Here is an 18,681-nt window from a genome sequence, read left to right as displayed (position 1 = left end):
GTTTTAGATTCTGTATCCAGATCCAGCCAATTTCTGCATTTTGGTTATTCAAATCTATATCACCGATTCTTGTGAGTTCATTTTTATATAAAAAAGAGACTCTTCTATTTAAATAGAGGAGTCTCTTTGCTATGTTAAGGTATTTAGATAAATAGATTATGACCGGACTGATCGGCTTGGCCGAGGTAATAACCAACGCCGCCGATTCCGACACCGTCAATCAGTTCTTCACGAGTGATGCCCATAAGATCCATGGACATTTGGCAGGCGACGATTTCCACACCTTGGTCGATAGCCATCTGAATCAATTCTTCCAAGGAAGAGATATTTTTGCTCTTCATTAGAGAGCGGATCATCTTCGAACCCATGCCCATCATGTTCATATTTGAAAGCGTCAGCTTCCGGCTGCCGCGTGGCATCATGGCACCGAACATTTTACCGATGAAGTTCTTGTTCACATGCACCTTCTCATCCTTGCGGATAATATTGAGGCCCCAGAAGGTAAAGAACATCGTGACTTTTTTGCCGCTGGATGCTGCTCCGTTGGCAATGATGAAGGAAGCGATCGCTTTATCCAAATCCCCGCTAAAAACAACCATTGTGCTTGCGTTGCTAGTTTGAATTACTTGTTCGCCTGCTCCGGTTGGTGCTGATGCTGAAGCCTCGATAACTCCTTTGCGCAGATAAGCTTCGATCATACCAGTAGGCAGCTTTGTTAGCTGCAAAAGCGTATGGTTGGACATACGAGCCCAAGCCTTGATATCCTCATAAAATCCGGGATCGGAAGCAGTTACCTTCAGGACTTGGCCGTCCAAGAGCGGGTCCATACTCATTTTAACTTGGATCAGCGGCCCTGGGCAGCACAGTCCGCAGGCATCAAGCACGGAATCAGGTGCTAGTTCCGTTTCTATTTTGGATGAAGGGGCACCTATTGTGCTGGAGTTAGCTGTGAAAGCTGTAGCATTGACGGTTGGTGTAACTGTGCCAGTCCCAGTCTCTGTCCCAGTCCCAGTCCCAGTCCCAGTCCCAGGCTCCGTCATTGCTCCCGTTGCTGCGATTTCTTTACTGGCTACGGCTGTATCAACGTTTGGCGTCAAGTTATCTTTTTTTTTAGGCGTAAATTGGCTCATCTGATAGGTTTTATACCCCCCAGTCAGATTTTTCACACGGTAACCTTTTTGCTGCAAAATCCGGGAAGCGGTGTAGCCTCTGAGTCCAACTTGGCAATACACCCAAATTTCTTTACTAGGGTCAAGCTCGTTTAGCCGACCACGCAGATCATCCACAGGGATATTAATGGACCCTTCAATATGACCGTTGGCATGTTCGATTTCCGAACGTACGTCAACTAAAATGGTGTTGTTTTTGTCACGACCCTCTAAATCCTTAGGGACGAATACCGTAGTCAAACCTTGCAAAATATTTTCAGCGGCAAAGCCGGCCATGTTCACCGGATCTTTTGCGGAAGAATAAGGAGGGGCATAAGATAGCTCCAACTCCGTCAAATCAGTGACCGTACCTCTAAAACGAATAACTGTAGCGATATCGTCGATACGTTTATCTACACCGCTGTAACCCACAGCTTGTGCTCCTAGCACCGTACCTTTTGGATCAAAAATCAGCTTCATAGATATCGGAGTTGCCCCCGGATAATAGGTTGCGTGTGAGCTTGGATGTATATAAATCACGTGATACGGCAGACCCAAACGTTGTAGTGTTTTTTCGTTATTTCCAGTAGAAGCACCTGTGACTCCAAAAACCTTAATAATAGAAGTCCCTTGTGATCCTTTGTAAGTTGTGCCGAGACCACTGACGTTGTCCGCAGCAATGCGCCCTTGCTTATTGGCAGGACCAGCTAGTGGAATGGCAGTTTTTGTTCCGTTTACGAAATCAACCACCTCAACCGCGTCACCTACAGCGTACACTTGATCCAGATTTGTCTCCATCCGCTCATTGACTACAATATGGCCACGGGGACCGAATTCTAAGCCACTGTCCTTCAGGAAAGAGGTATCCGGAGAAACGCCGATAGCCAGCAGAACCATATCACTTTGCAGTACAGTACCACTTGCTAATTGCACCTGTATTTGTTCTCCCACCTCAGCAAACCCTTGGACCATATCGGAAAAAATAAGATTAACGCCATGCTCGTCAAGTTCTTTTGCCAAAATAGAAGACATTTCAGTATCGAACGGAGCTAATATTTGTGGTCCTGCTTCAATTAAGGAAACTTCCAGACCAGCTTCTCTAAGGTTCTCAGCCATTTCCACACCGATAAATCCACCACCGATCACCACGGCCGAACGTGTGCCTTCCGCAGCGACTTTAGCTTTGACTTTGTCAGTGTCGGGAATGTTACGCAACATGTGTATTTTGGAACTCTCGATACCAGGCAAATTCGGACGAATCGGTTTAGCACCTGGCGATAAAATAAGCGCATCATAACTCTCTTCATAGGAGCCTTTTTCTATACTTTCTACTCGCACTTTTTTGTTCACGGGGTCGATAGACACTACTTCACTTTGAATCCGAACATCGATGTTAAAACGTTTATGCATCGCCTCCGGTGTCTGCACTAGCAGCTTGGAGCGGTCCTGAATGGAACCCCCGATATAATAAGGAAGTCCGCAATTGGCAAAAGAAATGTACGGATCACGCTCAAACATTACAATATGCGCATCTTCATCTAATCTCCGAAGTCGAGCGGCTGCTGATGCGCCTCCTGCAACTCCACCAACAATCAATACTTTTTTACTCATGATGACTTATTCCTCCCCTAAAAATAACTGAATCAGATGTTTGATTTTTTCGTCTTTAACAGAATAGTTAATTTCCAGCCCATTACGTTCGGTTTCAACGATGCCTAGTGATCTAAGCTTCTGCAAATGCTGGGAAACCGTAGATTGGGGAAGGTCGAGACAGTCCTGCATGAAGCTCACGTTGCAGCTGCCCTTTTCCAGAAGTCCTTTGATGATGCACAAGCGCACGGGATGAGCTATAGCCTTTAAGGTTTCGGCGGTTTGGTTATAAGCTTTAAAATTTTTGTCCATGGTAACGAACACCTCACTTTACAATATCCTTATATCGTAATATTATGATATAGAGATATGAAAATCAAGTTATTTTTATAAAGGTGAAGGAGAGATGCTCGATGTCTTTTAAAATTTCAAAGGAAATTACCCCACAGCAAGTTGCAGAACGCTTGAAGAATGGCGAGACTCCTACCATGTTGGATATACGCGAACCAGCCGAATGGGTGGAGGGACATGTAATGGGTGCTAAACATATTCCGCTTGGACAGCTATTGATGCGCACAGATGAACTGGATTCTCATGGCGAGATAATTGTGATGTGCTTAAGTGGTGGCCGTAGTGGACTGGCTTGTGAGCTGCTGAGTGAAAAGGGGTATAACGTTGTGAACATGACGGGTGGATTAGGCGCTTGGACGGATGTTTTTTTGGTACGGGAGTAATGGCATGAGCATGATGGTACGGATCCTACTGAGTATCATAATTGTCTTTAGTATTTTGAGGTTTTTACGTTATGCATGGCCTGTTCGTTCACTTTCTTATATAGAAGTCCGTGAGGTTCGCGAATTAGCAGATCAATCACTGGCTATGAAAATGCTCGATGTCAGGGATGCCGTTGATTACCAGAAGGACAGTATCCGTGGTTCGATAAATATATCGCTTGGGCGGTTACCTTATGTCTGGCAGCACTGTCTATCTCCAGGCGATTCGGTCTTAATTCTTGCAGGAAGCTACTACAATAGAAATAAAGCTGCGCGAATTCTTTATAAGCAGGGATTTCGTAAGTTATATGCGGTAAACGGTGATTTGTTAGGGAACAAAAGAACGCTCTCCGACATTTCTGTGAAAGGTTGTTGTGAAGGATAATGGATTTATGATCATTGATTTCCCGTCTCGGATTGAAGCTAGGGTATCGAAGTCAGGGTGTCGATGGAATGATCTCTTATGATGCCTATGGGCGAGGCGCTCGGCATGCACATTTGCTAGGTGAGGGAGAGCAGTGAAGAGGAGCAATATGTCACTCTAGTTGAGCCGCTATATTAATGGTGCTAAGTTGTGATGTTGTGGCTAGGTCGCTAAATCAATGTAACTAAGTCGCGATGTTGTAGGTAGGTTGCTACATTAATGTTGCTAAGTCGCGATGTTGTGGCTAGGCCGCTAAATCAATGTAGCCAAGTCGATGTTGTAGCTAGGTAGCTACATTAATGTTGCTAAGTCGCGATGTTGTGGTAGGTCGCTAAATTAATGTTGCTAAGTTGTGATATTGTGGCTAGGTCGCTATATTAATGTTGCTAAGTCGCGATGTTGTGGCTAGGCTGCTATATTAATGTTGCTAAGCCGCGATGTTGTGGCTAGATCGCTAAATCAATGTAGCCAAGTCGATGTTGTAGCTAGGGCGCTAAGTGATGTAACTAAGACGCAATCCAACCAGCTTCACTCGAACTCAGTTTTAATTGCATTTTGTGCAGCTAAACTTCAGTAGTTTTAGGAAAAGTAACAATTAACTGCACTTTGTACATCTAAATTTGATCATTTACGCGTAACTACCTAATATCTCCTTTTTTAGTTGTAGAAAGTACAACTAAATGGACTTTTAGGGGGATAAGGGTTAAATAGTTGCATGAAATACAATTAAATAGAAAAATCACAGGTCGATAGCCAGTGAATAGTGGAGAATGGGAGACGATTTTAGACAATTTCAAAAAGGTAGGTCGAATAATATTATTCTAGGGGAACTTAGTCAAACCGAGATTACTTTAACTGAACCTACTATACAAAACATACTATATTGAGCTAAGTCTAGTCGTCTAACTCAAAAGTAGTTTACTTAACCGAGATTGTTCTTGCTGAGCTAATACTAACTGAACTGTAGTGATCTAACTGTAGCTAAATTTAGCTGAACTCACTGTAGTGATCCAATTCTAGCTGAACTCACTGTAGTGATCTAATTGTAGCTGAAATTACTTTAATGCAACATACTCTAACCAATGTGATTTTTTAATAGGCAAGTATATTTAGCTCGATGCTAACGTTGAATGTAGAGTGTCATTGACAGCATAAGAAGGCGAATACTATACTTTTGAGTAATAGGACGAAGCACGTCCCGCATCCATAATTGGGTGCGGGATTTTTTTATGCCAAGGAGGAGGGGAACGTTATGGGATTTACGGAAGAACATCGTAAGTGGGTGGAAGATCATATTAGTCGAAGAACGGGAGAAAGACGGGGGAGATTGGAGCGGGGACATGGGCATGGTGAGCGAATGTTTGCGGAGAAAGTTTGGTGGCCGATGATGGGTCATTTTGATGATCTCCATCCTGAATATGAAGTGTTGGATTGGCGGGGATGGCCTTATTTTGTTGATTTTGCGTGGAAGCCTGGGCAGGTTAAGTTTGCTTTTGAGGTAAAAGGTTACGGCCCACATGTGCAAAACACAGATCGGACGCGTTATCGGCAGGAATTGAATCGAGAGACTTATCTACAAATCGCGGGTTATCGGGTAGTGGCGATACCATATGATGATCTGGAAGCCAATTCTGAGAATACTATTTTTTTGTTGAGATCATTACTGATGCCGTACCTTGCCTTGAGGACAGAAGAGAAGGAGGCGTTTAGTCGACTGGAGCGTGATATTTTGCAAATTGTGGTGCGTTCGAACGGGGACATTCGGCCTGTTGATTTGGTGAGGGAGCTTGGCATTGATCTGCGTACAGTTAGGAAATGTATGAGGTCACTTTGTGAGAAAGGTAAGTTTAAGCCGATAGTTTCCCAGGTGAGTGGGAGGGTTTGTCGCTATGAATATGTACATTCACTTAACGATATTCAGCTGTGGTGAATGAACGGTATAAATCCCGTAGATTGCGGAGATGGAGCGGGAATTGGGCAAATGAACGGTATAAATCCCGTAGATTGTGGGCGTGGAGCGAGAAGTGAGCAAATGAACGGTATAAATCCCGTAGATTGTGGGCGTACAGCGGGAATTGGGCAAATGTACGGTATAAATCCCGTAGATTGGGGGCGTGGAGCGGGAATTAGGCAAATGAACGGTATAAATCCCGTAGATTGCGGAGATGGAGCGAGAAGTGAGCAAATGAACGGTATAAATCCCGTAGATTGGAGGCGTGGAGCGAGAAGTGAGCAAATGAACGGTATAAATCCCATAGATTGGAGGCGTGGAGCGGGAATTGGGCAAATGAACGGTATAAATCCCGCAGATTGGGGGCGTGGAGCGGGAAGTGTGGCCAAATGTACGGTATAAATCCCGTAGATTGTGGGCCTACAGCGGGAATTGGGCAAATGAACGGTATAAATCCCGTAGATTGCGGAGATGGAGCGAGAAGTGGGCAAATGAACGGTATAAATCCCGTAGATTGTGGGCGTGGAGCGAGAAGTGAGCAAATGAACGGTATAAATCCCGTAGATTGGAGGCGTACAGCGGGAATTGGGCAAATGAACGGTATAAATCCCGTAGATTGTGGGCGTGCAGCGGGAAGTGAGCAAATAAACGGTATAAATCCCGTAGATTGTGGGCGTACAGCGAGAAGTGAGCAAATAAACGGTATAAATCCCGTAGATTGTGGAGATGGAGCGAATAACGAGCAGACCTACGTACTCACATCATCCCCCTAAATCTCTAATTATGACCTGATTTCTATTTAGATTGTTAAGGTGTTGCGGAGGAGGGGAATCTTCTATGATTAGATGGATAGGACGTATAGGAGTTTTTTTGAAGGATTGTCCTCGGGAATGAATGAAACCGCTATCAACAAGAGACGAAGGAGCGATTTTGATGGGAACAGATATAGCTAAATATCCATTTCAACAGATTGATTTACCTTTAAATGAGCGAGTGCAGGATCTGATCTCCAGACTAACACTTGATGAAAAAGTAAGCCTGATGCCTCAGTATCAAGCTGCCATAGAGCGTTTGGGTGTTGGGGCCTACAAGCATGGTACGGAAGCGGCGCACGGGATTTCTTGGCTTGGAAAAGCGACTTCTTTTCCTCAGCCAAGCGGACTGGCTTGTACTTGGAATCCAGAGCTGCTGAAGGAAATTGGTTCGGCCATCGGAGATGAAGCTAGAGCCTTTTATAAAAAGAATCCAACGGTGAACGGTCTGACGTTATGGGCGCCAACGGTGGATATGGAACGTGATCCACGTTGGGGAAGAACTGAGGAAGCTTACGGTGAAGATCCAGAGTTGACCGGCCGACTCAGCACATCACTAGTGCAGGGAATCCAAGGTGATCACCCGGTCTATTTGAAAGCGGTAGCAACGCTGAAGCATTTCCTCGGCAACAATAATGAGATTGAACGCGGGAACTGCTCCGCGAGCATCGATCCGAGAAATATGCGGGAGTATTATCTGGAAGCGTTTAAGCCTGCTTTTCAAGAAGGTGGCGCACAGTCCATGATGACCGCTTATAACTCGGTGAATGGCGTGCCTGTTATTCTTCATCCGGCAGTAATGGATGTGGTTAAAGGCGAATGGGAAATGGATGGCTTTATTGTAAGCGATGCCGGCGATCTTTTTGGGATCGTGAAGGACCACAAGTATTATGAATCTTTTGCACAATCGATGGCTGAATCTATCAAAAATGGAATTGACAGCGTAACAGAAGAAACCGCAGAGACAATCAAGGTTCTTCACGAAGCGCTAGACCAAGGCCTCTTAGCAGAGGAAGATTTGGATCGTGCACTTGCCAATACTTTCAGAGTTCGTTTCCGTTTGGGAGAGTTCGATCCGGTTGAAGGTAACCCGTACGCAGCAATCGACGATTCCGTTATTCTTAGCAAAAAACATACGGCACTCTCTTTGGAAGCTGCGAAACAATCTATAGTATTGTTGAAGAATGAACAAGGCACATTGCCATTGAACAAAAGCAGTCTGAGCAAATTGGCGATTATTGGTCCGCTTGGTGATGAAGCCTTTAGAGATTGGTATTCTGGCACATTACCTTATGGAGTGACTCCTTTGCAGGGTGTTAGCAAAAAGCTGCCTGGTAAACACATTACTTTTGAGAGTGGCGCAGATCAGATCATTCTTACTTCAGCTGCAAACGGCCAAGCCATTGGAATCACAGGTGAGGACGGAAGACTGGCTGTACAGCATGACATAGCAGAGCACGGAGAATTGTTCCAACATACAGCCTGGGGTTGGACTAGCAATACTCTGAAGGCGACAAGTCGCGGTCAGTATGTAACTTTAAGCGAAGCAGAGACTCTCACAGCATCTGCTGATGAAATTTACGGCTGGTTTGTAAAAGAATCGATTAACATCGTTCCGGAAAGCGAAGATACGGTATCTTTGCGGACCTGGAATGATAAAATGATCTCGGTGAATCCGGAAGATGGAACACTGCAGGTGGCAGATCAGGATGCTAATGCGGAAGCACGTCTTTTCAAAAAGAACATCGTAACTAACGGCATAGAGGCTGCAGTAGAAGCTGCCAAGGCTGCGGAAATCGCTGTGGTTTTTGTGGGCAACCATCCACTCCTTAACGGAAAAGAAGAAATCGATAGACCGGATATTGTGCTTCCAGAGGAGCAAGAGCGACTGGTCAAAGCTGTCTATGAAGCGAACCCGAATACAGTTGTAGTCATTGTCGGCAGTTACCCGATAACTTCCACTTGGATTGACGAGAACATCCCGGCTGTATTGTATACCTCCCACAGTGGACAAGAGCTGGGCAATGCGGTGGCAGAAGTTCTTTTCGGCGATTACAGTCCTTCCGGCAAGCTGAACATGACTTGGTTCCGTTCTGTAGAACAGCTGCCTGAGCTGATGGATTATGATATTATCAAAGGCAAAAGAACATATATGTACTTTGACGGAGAGCCACTGTATGCGTTTGGACACGGCTTAAGTTATACCCAAGTTTCCTACAGCAACCTAAGCCTAAGTGCTAAGGAACTGCAAGCGGATGACACGCTTAAAATTTCCGTTCAAGTAGAGAATACAGGCGTTGTTGATGGGGACGAAGTGGTGCAGCTATATGTGCAAGCTCTGAATTCCCGGGTCAAACGTCCGATTAAACAGTTGAAGGGTTTTGAAAAAGTAAACCTAACCGCAGGTCAATCGCAAACCATAGAGTTTACGTTGCCGGTTGCCGAGCTGGCATTCTGGGATGTTACCCGTGAGCAATATTGCGTGGAAAATGGAGAGTACATGGTTCTGATCGGCCGTTCATCTGCGAATATCCAATTATCCGCTCAACTATCGGTTCAAGGGGACGTTATTCCGTCGCGTAATCTGTATATCAATACCAAAGCAGAGAATTACGATGACTACGAAGGCGTATATCTGGACGAGTGCAAAGCAGGCGGTGCTTCCATACATCCGGTAAAAGATGGCGCTTGGATCGCTTTTAAAGATGTATTGTTCGAGCAAGGGGCAGGAGCTTTTGAAGCCTTGGTATCCTCTGCAAAAGGTGGCACCCTCGAGATTAGAACGGGCAGCCCAGCAGGGACAATGGTTGGATCTGTGACTGTACCATCGGGTGGCGTGTTGCAGCAGTGGAACACACTTACTGGTGAAGTATCCGTGGAATCTGGAACTACCGATGTTTATCTCATCTTTAATGGTGAGGTACTGCTTAGCCGTTTTCAATTTAATCAATAAGATAAGCTAGAGCGCTCTTAATTTCTTTGGATGGAGAGGTGCCTGTATGGATTGTTTGGGATGTCGGATCGCTAACGGGATTGAGCCTAACGTAAACGTAGTATACGAGAATGAAATTGTAACTTGTGTGCTCGACATTGCTCCATTTAACGAAGGACATCTCTTAATTCTCCCTAAAAAGCATTATTGGGATCTCGAAGATATCGATTCAGAAACATCGTATGCGATTATGGACGCTTCAAAGAAGCTATCAGTTGTCCTGAAGGTTTTGTTTGCACCTGATGGCATCAGCATTTGCCAAAATGGTGGGAAGTTTAACGACCTGACTCACTATCATATGCATCTTATTCCTAGATACGAAGGAGATGGCTTCGCTTGGAGTGAACCAATCCATCCGCACGGTGCCGAAAAGTTATTAAGCCAAACTCAAGCTGAAATTCTCAGTATCATAAATGAGTATTAAAAAAAGGACATTCCTGAAAGATCAGGGATGTCCTTTTCGTTTCTTTTCATCTAATCACAACCGCCCCCGCCAGCATCTCCACCACCACCGAAGTCTCCACCGCCACTATGTCCGCCGTCTCCACCCCAGCTATGCCCCCCGCTGTCAGGTCCAGAGTGGTGATGCGAGTGATCTCCAGGGTGATGATGATGGTTAGAGTGGTTTGGATCCAGCAGATCCGGATGACTGGCAGCCATAAAAGACATGTTGGCGGCATCATTTTGCCTATTTCTATCAAAGGTACTTCTGTTCGAGCTCGAGCCATTCCGTATAACGGCTTGTATAATAATAAATACAGCGACACCTACAAATAGTATCCCAAAAACCATAACGAACCTCTCCCTTCAACTCCAAAAATTAGTTATTAGCTGCTTTCGTCAAAAACTCAAGATTTCTGTAAAAAATACTCCCATAATTCCAGCCCAGATAAGGCTCAGGAATTTCTATATGGTTCACATTCACATTCATGTCTTCGTGTATTAATGATTCGCTAATATGGATTATATCATTTATATATCGTTTTATTTGCTGTAGATAATGTTTTTGAGTAACGGGCCCGTGACCGGGAACAATTATGTTCACATCTAAGCGCTCGACATAAGTAAGTGCCTCCAACCAGGATAAGGGATTACCGTCTACTAATAATGGATGATTATCAACAGCGACAATATCTCCAACAAAAGCTAAAGAATCGGAAGGAGAAAATAGAATAGAATCGCATTCCGTATGGGCAGCACCCACCGATAAGAGCTCAACGGATCTAGCCGAGCCATGTATGGTCATTTTGCGGTCATAAGTTAGTTGGGGAAGCGTTACTTCAAGCGTTAGTATAGACTCTTTGATTTCTTGTAAATAACCTATTTGCGAAAGGAGCTCTCGTTGTTTGGAAGCGTTCAGTTCGAGCTCGAGAGAGGTATTAAGCTTATTAAGATCCTCATCAAGATTAGGAAGCAGTTTCTTCATTCGGGCTAGCCAGTCGGGTTGAGTTTTTATCATGAGCTCTCTAGTTCTACTGGAGGATATGATTACTTCTTCCGAGAAGAATTGGTTCCCTCTAACGTGGTCTCCATGCCAATGGCTGTTGATGACGTATTTGATAGGTTTATTAAAATAATACAGAGCGGCATCCCTAAGATCTTTGCCAGCTTGTGGAGTGTTGAATGTATCAAAGATTAATGTGTAATCACCCATATCTATCAAACCGGCATTGCTCATGGCTCCGCCTTGCTCCTTCGCTTCAAGGCAATAAATGCCTTCCACTAGAGGGACGCAGTTAAAATGTCTGGAATGAAACATAAATTAACCTCTTTTCCTAGATAATCGAATGAAATTTATATCTATTTTATAATTTTATGGAAGTTTATACTATGATTTAATTACTCTCGGAATAGAAAAGGTTGCTTTTATACGCCCGATTTGCTACCATACGATGTAACTTAATCATTTATTTGTTTTCTAGGGTTCCGCAGCGAGTGCATAGCTGGTCTGGTCCGAGGGAAAACGCACGAACATTAAGTTTGTGTCTACACGGAGGGATAAAAGCCCGGGAGGTATCGCCATTTGGCGATGACCTTCCGGGCTTATTTGTTTGTCCGTGGGCAATCATAAGATATGGTGAATTGAAGGAGGGCTTGAAATGAAAAAGAATTCAGAGTGGCTGAAGGTAGTTGGCGCTGCGATTTTCGAAGTCATGTGGGTCATAGGTTTAAAGCATGCTTCAAGCGTGTGGGAGTGGCTGATCACAGTTGTAGCCATAATAATAAGTTTCTATGTCATTATTTCAGCAAGCAGTAAATTACCGGTGGGTACCGTATATTCTGTATTTGTTGGGCTGGGGACAGCAGGTACAGTCATTGCGGACATGGTTTTATTCGGTGAACCCTTCAAGCTAATGAAGCTGGTACTGGTGGTTATTTTGCTGGCAGGAGTAATAGGTCTGAAAATGGTAACTAACGAAACCAAAGATATCAAAGAAACTGAAATAAAGGGGGAGTCTTAAATGGCATGGGCATTTTTGGTTGTTGCTGGATTGTTTGAAATGTTCGGAGTGGCTATGATCAACAGGTTGAATAAACACCGGAATCTGCAGTCGTTTTTGCTGCTCTTCCTTGGTTTTGGGGGGAGTTTTCTTTTTCTATCATTTGCAATGAAAAGTTTGCCTATGGGTACAGCTTATGCGGTATGGACGGGGATCGGTGCATCTGGTGGGGCGATTTTGGGGATGCTTTTATATGGAGAGGCCAAAGATTGGCGGCGGGTTATCTGTATTTTTATGATACTGGGAGCCGCAGTGGGGCTGAAGTTGATAGCGTAGTTAGCAATCAATTTGTTGCTTTTTCTCTCCTAAAGGAAAGATAAGTTATAAATTAGACACGATTCAGATGTTTCGAAAGGGTCATAAAGGTCGTATAAAGTAAGTATACAATTTATCGGTAAGGAGATTTTTACAATGACTAAGGATTCAATCGAGCATTTGGCTGAAATTGTGAAAGTGAACCGAGCTAACCGCATGCTTCTTCCAGATGGTACCTCTCTGCCTAGAATAGGACAGGGAACTTGGAATATGGGTGATGATGTTTCCCGTAGAGAGGAAGAAATTGCTGCTCTTAGATTAGGCGTGGAACTAGGCATGGATTTGATAGATACGGCTGAGATGTATGGGGAAGGAAACTCAGAGCTTTTAGTAGGTGACGCTATTAAAGGAATTCGGGATGACGTTTTCCTGGTGTCCAAAGTATACCCACATAATGCCGGCAACGAGAATCTTATTCGTAGCTGTGAAGAAAGCTTGCAACGACTGAATACGGATCATCTGGATCTCTATTTACTGCACTGGCGGGGAGATATTCCGCTTGAAGTGACTGTGGAAGGCATGGAGAAACTGGTCTCTCAAGGTAAAATAGCAAGATGGGGTGTATCGAACCTTGATGTTGACGATATGAAAGAGCTGCTTAGTATAGCTGGGGGAACTCACTGTGCTATGAATCAGGTGCTGTATCATTTAGGGTCGAGAGGCATTGAAGCTGGATTGCTGCCATGGCAGAAAAGTCACCGCATGCCCGTAATGGCGTACTCTCCGCTTGCACAAGCAGGCGCGCTCCGCAAAGGGGTTATTGAGAGTGAGGCGGTTCAGGAAATTGCCCGTGTTCATAACGCAACACCACTGCAAATAATGTTAGCTTGGACGATCCGCGAGGAGGACATTATTACGATTCCGAAAGCTTCTTCACGTGAGCATGTAATTGAGAATGCTGCTGCAGGTTTAATTACGCTGAGTGAAGAAGAAAGATGGAAGCTGGATGAGGCTTTCCCGATACCTTCGTGGAAAGTGCCACTGGATATGAGTTGATATAGCTGTCTGAGAATGGTCAAGGAGCTCGCCGTGAGGCGGGCTTTTTTTATATGGGACGGGGGATAGGGGAGTATCTATAGGACACAGATGATCTTAAACGCAGAAATATGCCACTTTTGGAGGAGTATCGGACACCATAGTCGCTATTAGCATGAATGACACCAATTATGAGCCCATTTCTATGGAATAGTGTCACTGGGTTCGGAAGCAACATTGGGGGCGTAAATAGTAAACAACATGGGTGCGTTAGCAAGCAACTTGGGGAGCGTAAACAATAAACAACGTGTCGCCGTAAGCAAGCAACTTGGGAGCGTAAACAATAAACAACGTGGGTTCGTAAGCATCATGGGTCCGTCGTAGTACCTATAGCGGGATCAGCGAGCAATGGGATTGATAAGCATAAGCACAATTGGTTTTTAAAAGTAATATCGGGGTTTGTAAACACCACTGGGGCGCAAGTGACACAGGTCCGTAAGCCACGACCCCCAAAAAAAAGCAGCAATCCTTCAAAAAGGATTGCTGCTCTTTTAAAAATAAGAACCTAGCTGTTCTCGATAATCGTTTGCAGTGTAGTGCGGTCGAGGCCTTCTACGAGTTTAACTAACAGCTCTTTAGCAGCTTCGTAGTCATCGCTATGAATAACTGATGAAGCGGTATGAATGTAGCGGGAGCATATTCCGATGACTGCGGAAGGAACGCCGATTCCACTTACATGAACCTGACCTGCATCTGTTCCACCTTGGGAGACAAAATACTGGTATTTGATCTTGTGAGTATCCGCTGTGTCTTGTACATATTCGATCAGGCCGCGATGTGTAACCATCGTTGGATCAAAAATGCGCAGGAGAGCGCCTTTACCCAAATGGCCAAAGGCTTGGCTATCACCGGTCATATCAGCAGCAGCGCTCGCATCCAAGCCAAAGAAGATGTCTGGGGACAGAAGATTAGCGGCTGTACGTGCTCCACGAAGTCCAACTTCCTCTTGTACGGTAGCTCCAGCATAAACAGTATTAGGCAGCTTTTTGCCGTGTAATGATTTAACCAGCTCAATGGCGAGACCTACGCCGTAACGGTTATCCCACGCTTTAGCCATGATTTTTTTAGGGTTGGCAAGCGGGGTGAACGGACAGATTGGCAGTACTTGTTGACCTGGTCTGACGCCAAAGCTTTCTGCCTCTTCACGGCTGTCTGCACCGATATCAATATACATTTTGCTGATTTCGCCCGTCTTGCCGCGTTCTTCAGCGCTTAGTAGATGGATAGGGGTGCTGCCAACAACACCAGTCAATGTGCCTTTTGGGGTAATGATTTGGAGACGCTGGGAAGCAACAGCAGAAGCAAGCCAGCCGCCTAGCGGTTGAAAACGAATCATCCCGGTGTTAGTAATTCCGGTGACCATAAAGCCCACTTCGTCAAAATGTCCAGCGACCATAATTTTTGGCCCGTTTTCCTCACCGCGCAATACGCCGAACAGACTTCCGAGACGATCCTGCACGAACTCTTCGGTATAAGGTGTCATAGCATCCTTGACGTAAGCGCGGAGTTCGCGCTCAAAGCCCGGGGCTGCAGGGAATTCGGTAAGTGTTTTGAATAGATCCAATGTTTCTTGATTCATTTGAAATCACTCCTTTATTAAAATATAAGGACGTATAAGCTTTGCGTTATACATCATCCTTATAGTTCTACGAGAAACGGTTGCCATCCAAAATGGACGACAACGTTATTTCTTCCTGCCACTTAGTATGAACATTGTGAGCTCACTTGTCCATGCTAAAGAGACAAATGAACACCCGGTGAACGCTCCGCGAATACAATGCAATAGGGGCTCTGGTGGCAGGAGCTTTAGAAAGGATGCGAAGGAAATGAGGGTAGCAGGTAGTGTACCCAAAAGAAGGGTGCAGGGAGGATACTCCAAAAGAAACCTAAAGGTTAGCGGAGCGCGCAGACGTTACTGGCGCCACAACTCTCTGGAAAAGGAAGCGGTGCTTATTCTTGTGCTGTTCCTGCTGCTGATAGTTGTGTTACTGTATTTTTCCTGAATTGGAGGGACATAACGAAGCGGGGTATGGCAAACAATAAGGAAAACTTCTAAGCGAAGAAACAACTTGAGGGGCTCAAAGTGAGTACTACTATGATGCTTGTCAGCCCCCTTCGCCTAACTTTCAGGAGGTGCTCTCAATGCCGGCGAAAACGAAAAAATCGGGTGTCAAGCTGAAGCTTGATACCCTGACCCCGCAAGATTACGAGAAATTGTCCAAGCCCTTTGTACCCGCTAGGCCCGTATTCAAAAACTGTGTGCGAGCATTTCTTGCTGGCGGCCTAATCTGTGTAATTGGACAAGGGATTCAGGAGGCTTATATGGCCATATTCGATATGACCTCCAAAGAAGCTGCAAGTCCAACTGTAGCGACGATGATTCTACTCTCTGTAATTCTGACCAGCTTTGGCGTTTATGACAAAATGGCCCAATGGGCCGGTGCAGGAACTGCGGTTCCGGTTACTGGTTTTGCGAACAGTATGTGTTCAGCAGCTCTGGAACACCGTGCGGAAGGACTTGTGCTCGGTGTGGGTGGCAATATGTTCAAGCTGGCGGGTTCAGTCATCGTATTTGGTGCTGTCGCTGCTTTCATAATTGGTATCGTCTATCTCTTTTTAGGCGTAGGTGGAGGTGCACATACATGAAACAGCTTGGCAGTCAGACTTGGGAGTTCACGAGCCGTCCCGTTATTTTAGGCTCTTCCGCTGTAGTGGGGCCTGAAGAGGGAGAGGGTCCATTAACGTCAGATTTTGATTTTATATTTGACTCCCTGGAAATGGGAGAAAAAACATGGGAAAAGGCCGAGCGGGCTCTTTTCGAAAAAGCTTCCCTACTGGCACTGATTAATGCAAACCTCGATAAGGAGAAGCTGGAGTTTTTTGTTGGCGGAGATTTGATGAACCAGATTATCAGCAGCTCCTTCGCGGCAAGAAAATTAGGTGTGCCTTATCTTGGAGTCTTTGGTGCTTGCTCCACTTCCATGGAGAGCCTGGCGATTGCCTCTATGATCGTTGATTCCGGAGGGAGCAAATACGTGCTCGCGGGAACATCCAGCCATAACTGTACGGTGGAAAAGCAATTCCGTTATCCTACCGAATACGGTTCACAGAAGCCGCCAACAGCGCAATATACGGTCACAGGCTCTGGCTGTGCTGTAGTAGGTCAGAATGATGGGACTGGCAACAATCCGGTAGTGGTCTCGGCTACCCTTGGACGAATAATGGATCTCGGTTTGACAGATCCTTTTAATATGGGAACAGCGATGGCACCGGCGGCAGCGGATACGATTACTGCGCATTTTCGGGATACCGGACTATCCCCCGGGCATTATGACTTAATTGTAACAGGCGATCTTGCATCTGTAGGCTTGCCCATTGCGAAAACCTTATTAGCTAAAGAAGGGATTCCAATGGAGCAAACAACCTTTGATGATTGCGGTTTGCTTATCTACGATTTGGAGAAACAGAAGTATGTGATCGCCGGAGGAAGTGGTTGTGGATGTTCCGCGGTAGTGACTTATGGTCATATACTCAAGCGTATTAAAAAAGGTGAGCTTAAACGGGTGCTGATTGTGGCAACTGGAGCCTTATTATCCCCATTGTCATACCAGCAGGGAGAGAGCATTCCGTGTGTGGCTCATGCTGTTGCTATAGAAAGTGGAGGTGGAGTTTAATGATGATTTACTTATGGGCTTTTCTGATTGGAGGAGCCATTTGCGTTATAGGCCAGCTGATGTTTGATGTATTGAAGCTGACACCTGCACATACGATGAGTACATTAGTTGTAGCCGGAGCGATTGCTGATGCTTTTGGCATCTACGATCCACTTGTGAAATTTGCGGGTGCAGGCGCAACCATTCCAATCACAAGCTTCGGTAACTCTTTGGTCCATGGGGCATTGACAGAGCTGGAACGGGATGGCTGGATCGGTGTAGTTACAGGGATTTTTGATATCACGAGCGCAGGGATTTCGTCAGCGATTGTGTTCTCTTTCCTGGCTGCATTGGTTGTCCGGCCTAAAGGATAATGGGATTCTAGCGCTTTAGATTAGAACCTGCGGGACATTGTGTCCTGCGGGTTTTTGGTTTGTTTACACTTCGTAAGCTTCAACAATGTACTTTGGGTCCCCTAATCATGTAAAATATAAATATTACTGCTTATTCTGACCTAGGAGGATCATATATGCCCGTTCGTCAAGAATCAATGCACATCATGAATGCTGTCCGTAATAATCTAGAATCCTGCATACTTGGAAAATCATTTGAAATACAATTGCTGCTAACAGCGCTGCTTGCCGGTGGTCATGTTCTGATCGAGGATGTACCGGGAACAGGAAAGACCCAGCTTATTCGCGCACTTTCCAGATCAATGTCCGGGGAGTATCGCCGGATACAATGTAATCCGGATATTCTTCCGAGTGATATTACCGGTGTATCTGTGTATCATCCGAGGGACGAGATGTTTCATTTCCGCCCAGGTCCGGTGATGACGAATATCCTGCTGGCTGATGAAATTAACCGAGCCACGACAAAGACACAATCCGCCCTTCTGGAAGTGATGGAGGAACGTAATGTAACCGTAGATGGGGAGACCTATCCGCTTCCGCATCCATTTATGTTGTGCGCCACCCAGAATCCGATAGATTTTGAGGGAACCTACACGCTGCCGGAAGCTCAGTTGGATCGTTTTATGCTAAGAATTAGTCTTGGTTATCCTGATGCAGCAACCGAAAAAAATCTATTGTTGAGCCATCAAGAAGGTCAACCAGTGGACAGGCTTACAGCTGTCACTAGTATGGAGCAGATCGCTAGTATTCAAGAGGAGATTCGTGAGATTTATATGAGTGATCCTGTACTGAATTACTTGTTAGATATTGTACGCCAGACAAGAGAGCATCCGCTTGTATTGCTAGGTGCAAGTCCACGTGCTTCGTTATCGTTTATGCTGGCTTGTAAAGCTTATGCTTTCCTACAGGGAAGGGATTATGTTCTTCCGGATGACGTAAAGGTGCTTACTCCATTTGCCTTGGGTCATCGTATATTGCTGCGTCCAGAGTCGCGCCTAGATAATATTAGCGTAGATTCTCTGCTTCAAAAGCTTCTGCAGAGCATTCATGTGCCTGTTACGATGAGGCAATAAT

Annotated in this window: 20 protein-coding genes and 1 riboswitch; of the genes, 13 read left to right on the top strand and 7 right to left on the bottom strand. The window is 45.3% G+C overall.

Annotated features, from left to right (window positions below; translation table 11 throughout):
• Positions 1 to 143: 143 nt before the first annotated feature.
• Together MHH49_RS02530 and MHH49_RS02525 are read right to left on the bottom strand one after the other, a co-directional pair.
• Positions 144 to 2,759 carry an FAD-dependent oxidoreductase gene (locus MHH49_RS02530; protein WP_341137858.1) on the bottom strand — a complete coding sequence of 872 codons (2,616 nt, stop codon included), beginning with the start codon at positions 2,757 to 2,759 and terminating at the stop codon, positions 144 to 146.
• 6 nt (positions 2,760 to 2,765) lie between these two features.
• On the bottom strand, positions 2,766 to 3,050 hold the full coding sequence (locus MHH49_RS02525) for an ArsR/SmtB family transcription factor (protein ID WP_036675735.1): 285 nt from the start codon (positions 3,048 to 3,050) through the stop codon (positions 2,766 to 2,768).
• A 101-nt stretch (positions 3,051 to 3,151) separates the two neighbouring features.
• Here MHH49_RS02525 and MHH49_RS02520 point away from each other — a divergent pair, with 101 nt between their 5' ends.
• From MHH49_RS02520 to MHH49_RS02510, 3 genes are all read left to right on the top strand, one after another.
• A complete protein-coding gene (locus MHH49_RS02520; protein WP_076104728.1) occupies positions 3,152 to 3,472 on the top strand; it encodes a rhodanese-like domain-containing protein in 321 nt (106 codons plus the stop codon).
• Between the two features lie 4 nt (positions 3,473 to 3,476).
• Positions 3,477 to 3,896, top strand: a complete 420-nt coding sequence (locus tag MHH49_RS02515) for a rhodanese-like domain-containing protein (protein ID WP_076316724.1) — start codon at positions 3,477 to 3,479, stop codon at positions 3,894 to 3,896.
• Positions 3,897 to 5,187: 1,291 nt separating this feature from the next.
• A complete protein-coding gene (locus MHH49_RS02510) occupies positions 5,188 to 5,865 on the top strand; it encodes a winged helix-turn-helix domain-containing protein (RefSeq protein ID WP_076098862.1) in 678 nt (225 codons plus the stop codon).
• On the opposite strand, the gene MHH49_RS31115 is transcribed toward MHH49_RS02510, so the two are convergent.
• Both MHH49_RS31115 and MHH49_RS31110 read right to left on the bottom strand, forming a co-directional pair.
• Positions 5,853 to 6,062 carry a DUF1720 domain-containing protein gene (locus MHH49_RS31115; protein ID WP_445667565.1) on the bottom strand — a complete coding sequence of 70 codons (210 nt, stop codon included), beginning with the start codon at positions 6,060 to 6,062 and terminating at the stop codon, positions 5,853 to 5,855. The genes MHH49_RS02510 and MHH49_RS31115 overlap by 13 nt on opposite strands.
• Positions 6,062 to 6,583, bottom strand: a complete 522-nt coding sequence (locus MHH49_RS31110) for a DUF1720 domain-containing protein (protein WP_445667564.1) — start codon at positions 6,581 to 6,583, stop codon at positions 6,062 to 6,064. Before MHH49_RS31110 ends, MHH49_RS31115 begins: the two co-directional genes overlap by 1 nt.
• A 236-nt stretch (positions 6,584 to 6,819) precedes the next feature.
• Between MHH49_RS31110 and MHH49_RS02495 the strand changes: the two genes are divergently transcribed.
• Together MHH49_RS02495 and MHH49_RS02490 are read left to right on the top strand one after the other, a co-directional pair.
• Positions 6,820 to 9,651 carry a glycoside hydrolase family 3 protein gene (locus MHH49_RS02495; protein WP_036675729.1) on the top strand — a complete coding sequence of 944 codons (2,832 nt, stop codon included), beginning with the start codon at positions 6,820 to 6,822 and terminating at the stop codon, positions 9,649 to 9,651.
• Between the two features lie 46 nt (positions 9,652 to 9,697).
• Entirely contained in the window at positions 9,698 to 10,114 is a 417-nt protein-coding gene (locus MHH49_RS02490; protein WP_038569451.1) for an HIT family protein, read from the top strand.
• 50 nt (positions 10,115 to 10,164) lie between these two features.
• Here the strand turns inward: MHH49_RS02490 and MHH49_RS02485 are convergent, their stop codons facing one another.
• Both MHH49_RS02485 and MHH49_RS02480 read right to left on the bottom strand, forming a co-directional pair.
• Positions 10,165 to 10,482, bottom strand: a complete 318-nt coding sequence (locus tag MHH49_RS02485) for a hypothetical protein (protein WP_076213413.1) — start codon at positions 10,480 to 10,482, stop codon at positions 10,165 to 10,167.
• 28 nt (positions 10,483 to 10,510) lie between these two features.
• Positions 10,511 to 11,449 carry an MBL fold metallo-hydrolase gene (locus MHH49_RS02480; RefSeq protein WP_076213410.1) on the bottom strand — a complete coding sequence of 313 codons (939 nt, stop codon included), beginning with the start codon at positions 11,447 to 11,449 and terminating at the stop codon, positions 10,511 to 10,513.
• A 148-nt stretch (positions 11,450 to 11,597) separates the two neighbouring features.
• A riboswitch (guanidine-I (ykkC/yxkD leader) is annotated at positions 11,598 to 11,705 on the top strand.
• 84 nt (positions 11,706 to 11,789) lie between these two features.
• Here MHH49_RS02480 and MHH49_RS02475 point away from each other — a divergent pair.
• The 3 genes from MHH49_RS02475 to MHH49_RS02465 all read left to right on the top strand — a co-directional run bounded on the left by MHH49_RS02475 (position 11,790) and on the right by MHH49_RS02465 (position 13,502).
• Positions 11,790 to 12,152, top strand: coding sequence for a DMT family transporter (locus MHH49_RS02475; RefSeq protein ID WP_036675723.1), 363 nt, complete (start codon positions 11,790 to 11,792; stop codon positions 12,150 to 12,152).
• On the top strand, positions 12,153 to 12,467 hold the full coding sequence (locus MHH49_RS02470) for a DMT family transporter (protein ID WP_036675721.1): 315 nt from the start codon (positions 12,153 to 12,155) through the stop codon (positions 12,465 to 12,467).
• A gap of 195 nt (positions 12,468 to 12,662) precedes the next feature.
• The gene (locus tag MHH49_RS02465; RefSeq protein WP_218640637.1) at positions 12,663 to 13,502 is read left to right on the top strand and encodes an aldo/keto reductase; all 840 of its coding nucleotides are present in this window, start codon (positions 12,663 to 12,665) and stop codon (positions 13,500 to 13,502) included.
• A gap of 544 nt (positions 13,503 to 14,046) precedes the next feature.
• Here MHH49_RS02465 and MHH49_RS02460 read toward each other — a convergent pair.
• Positions 14,047 to 15,120, bottom strand: coding sequence for a M42 family metallopeptidase (locus MHH49_RS02460; protein WP_038569461.1), 1,074 nt, complete (start codon positions 15,118 to 15,120; stop codon positions 14,047 to 14,049).
• A gap of 247 nt (positions 15,121 to 15,367) precedes the next feature.
• Here MHH49_RS02460 and MHH49_RS02455 point away from each other — a divergent pair, with 247 nt between their 5' ends.
• From MHH49_RS02455 to MHH49_RS02435, 5 genes are all read left to right on the top strand, one after another.
• Positions 15,368 to 15,544, top strand: a complete 177-nt coding sequence (locus MHH49_RS02455) for a hypothetical protein (protein WP_155288103.1) — start codon at positions 15,368 to 15,370, stop codon at positions 15,542 to 15,544.
• 139 nt (positions 15,545 to 15,683) lie between these two features.
• On the top strand, positions 15,684 to 16,187 hold the full coding sequence (gene spoVAC / locus MHH49_RS02450; RefSeq protein ID WP_036675716.1) for a stage V sporulation protein AC: 504 nt from the start codon (positions 15,684 to 15,686) through the stop codon (positions 16,185 to 16,187).
• A complete protein-coding gene (spoVAD, locus tag MHH49_RS02445) occupies positions 16,184 to 17,215 on the top strand; it encodes a stage V sporulation protein AD (RefSeq protein WP_036675714.1) in 1,032 nt (343 codons plus the stop codon). Before spoVAC ends, spoVAD begins: the two co-directional genes overlap by 4 nt.
• A gap of 2 nt (positions 17,216 to 17,217) precedes the next feature.
• A complete protein-coding gene (gene spoVAE / locus MHH49_RS02440) occupies positions 17,218 to 17,568 on the top strand; it encodes a stage V sporulation protein AE (RefSeq protein WP_036675923.1) in 351 nt (116 codons plus the stop codon).
• Between the two features lie 155 nt (positions 17,569 to 17,723).
• Positions 17,724 to 18,680, top strand: a complete 957-nt coding sequence (locus MHH49_RS02435) for an AAA family ATPase (RefSeq protein WP_036675712.1) — start codon at positions 17,724 to 17,726, stop codon at positions 18,678 to 18,680.
• The last annotated feature ends 1 nt before the right edge of the window (position 18,681 follow it).

Origin of the sequence: Paenibacillus sp. FSL F4-0122 (assembly GCF_038002845.1) — a bacterium.
Lineage (GTDB): Bacteria > Bacillota > Bacilli > Paenibacillales > Paenibacillaceae > Paenibacillus_AQ > Paenibacillus_AQ odorifer.
This window is presented reverse-complemented; position numbering and strand designations above follow the sequence as displayed.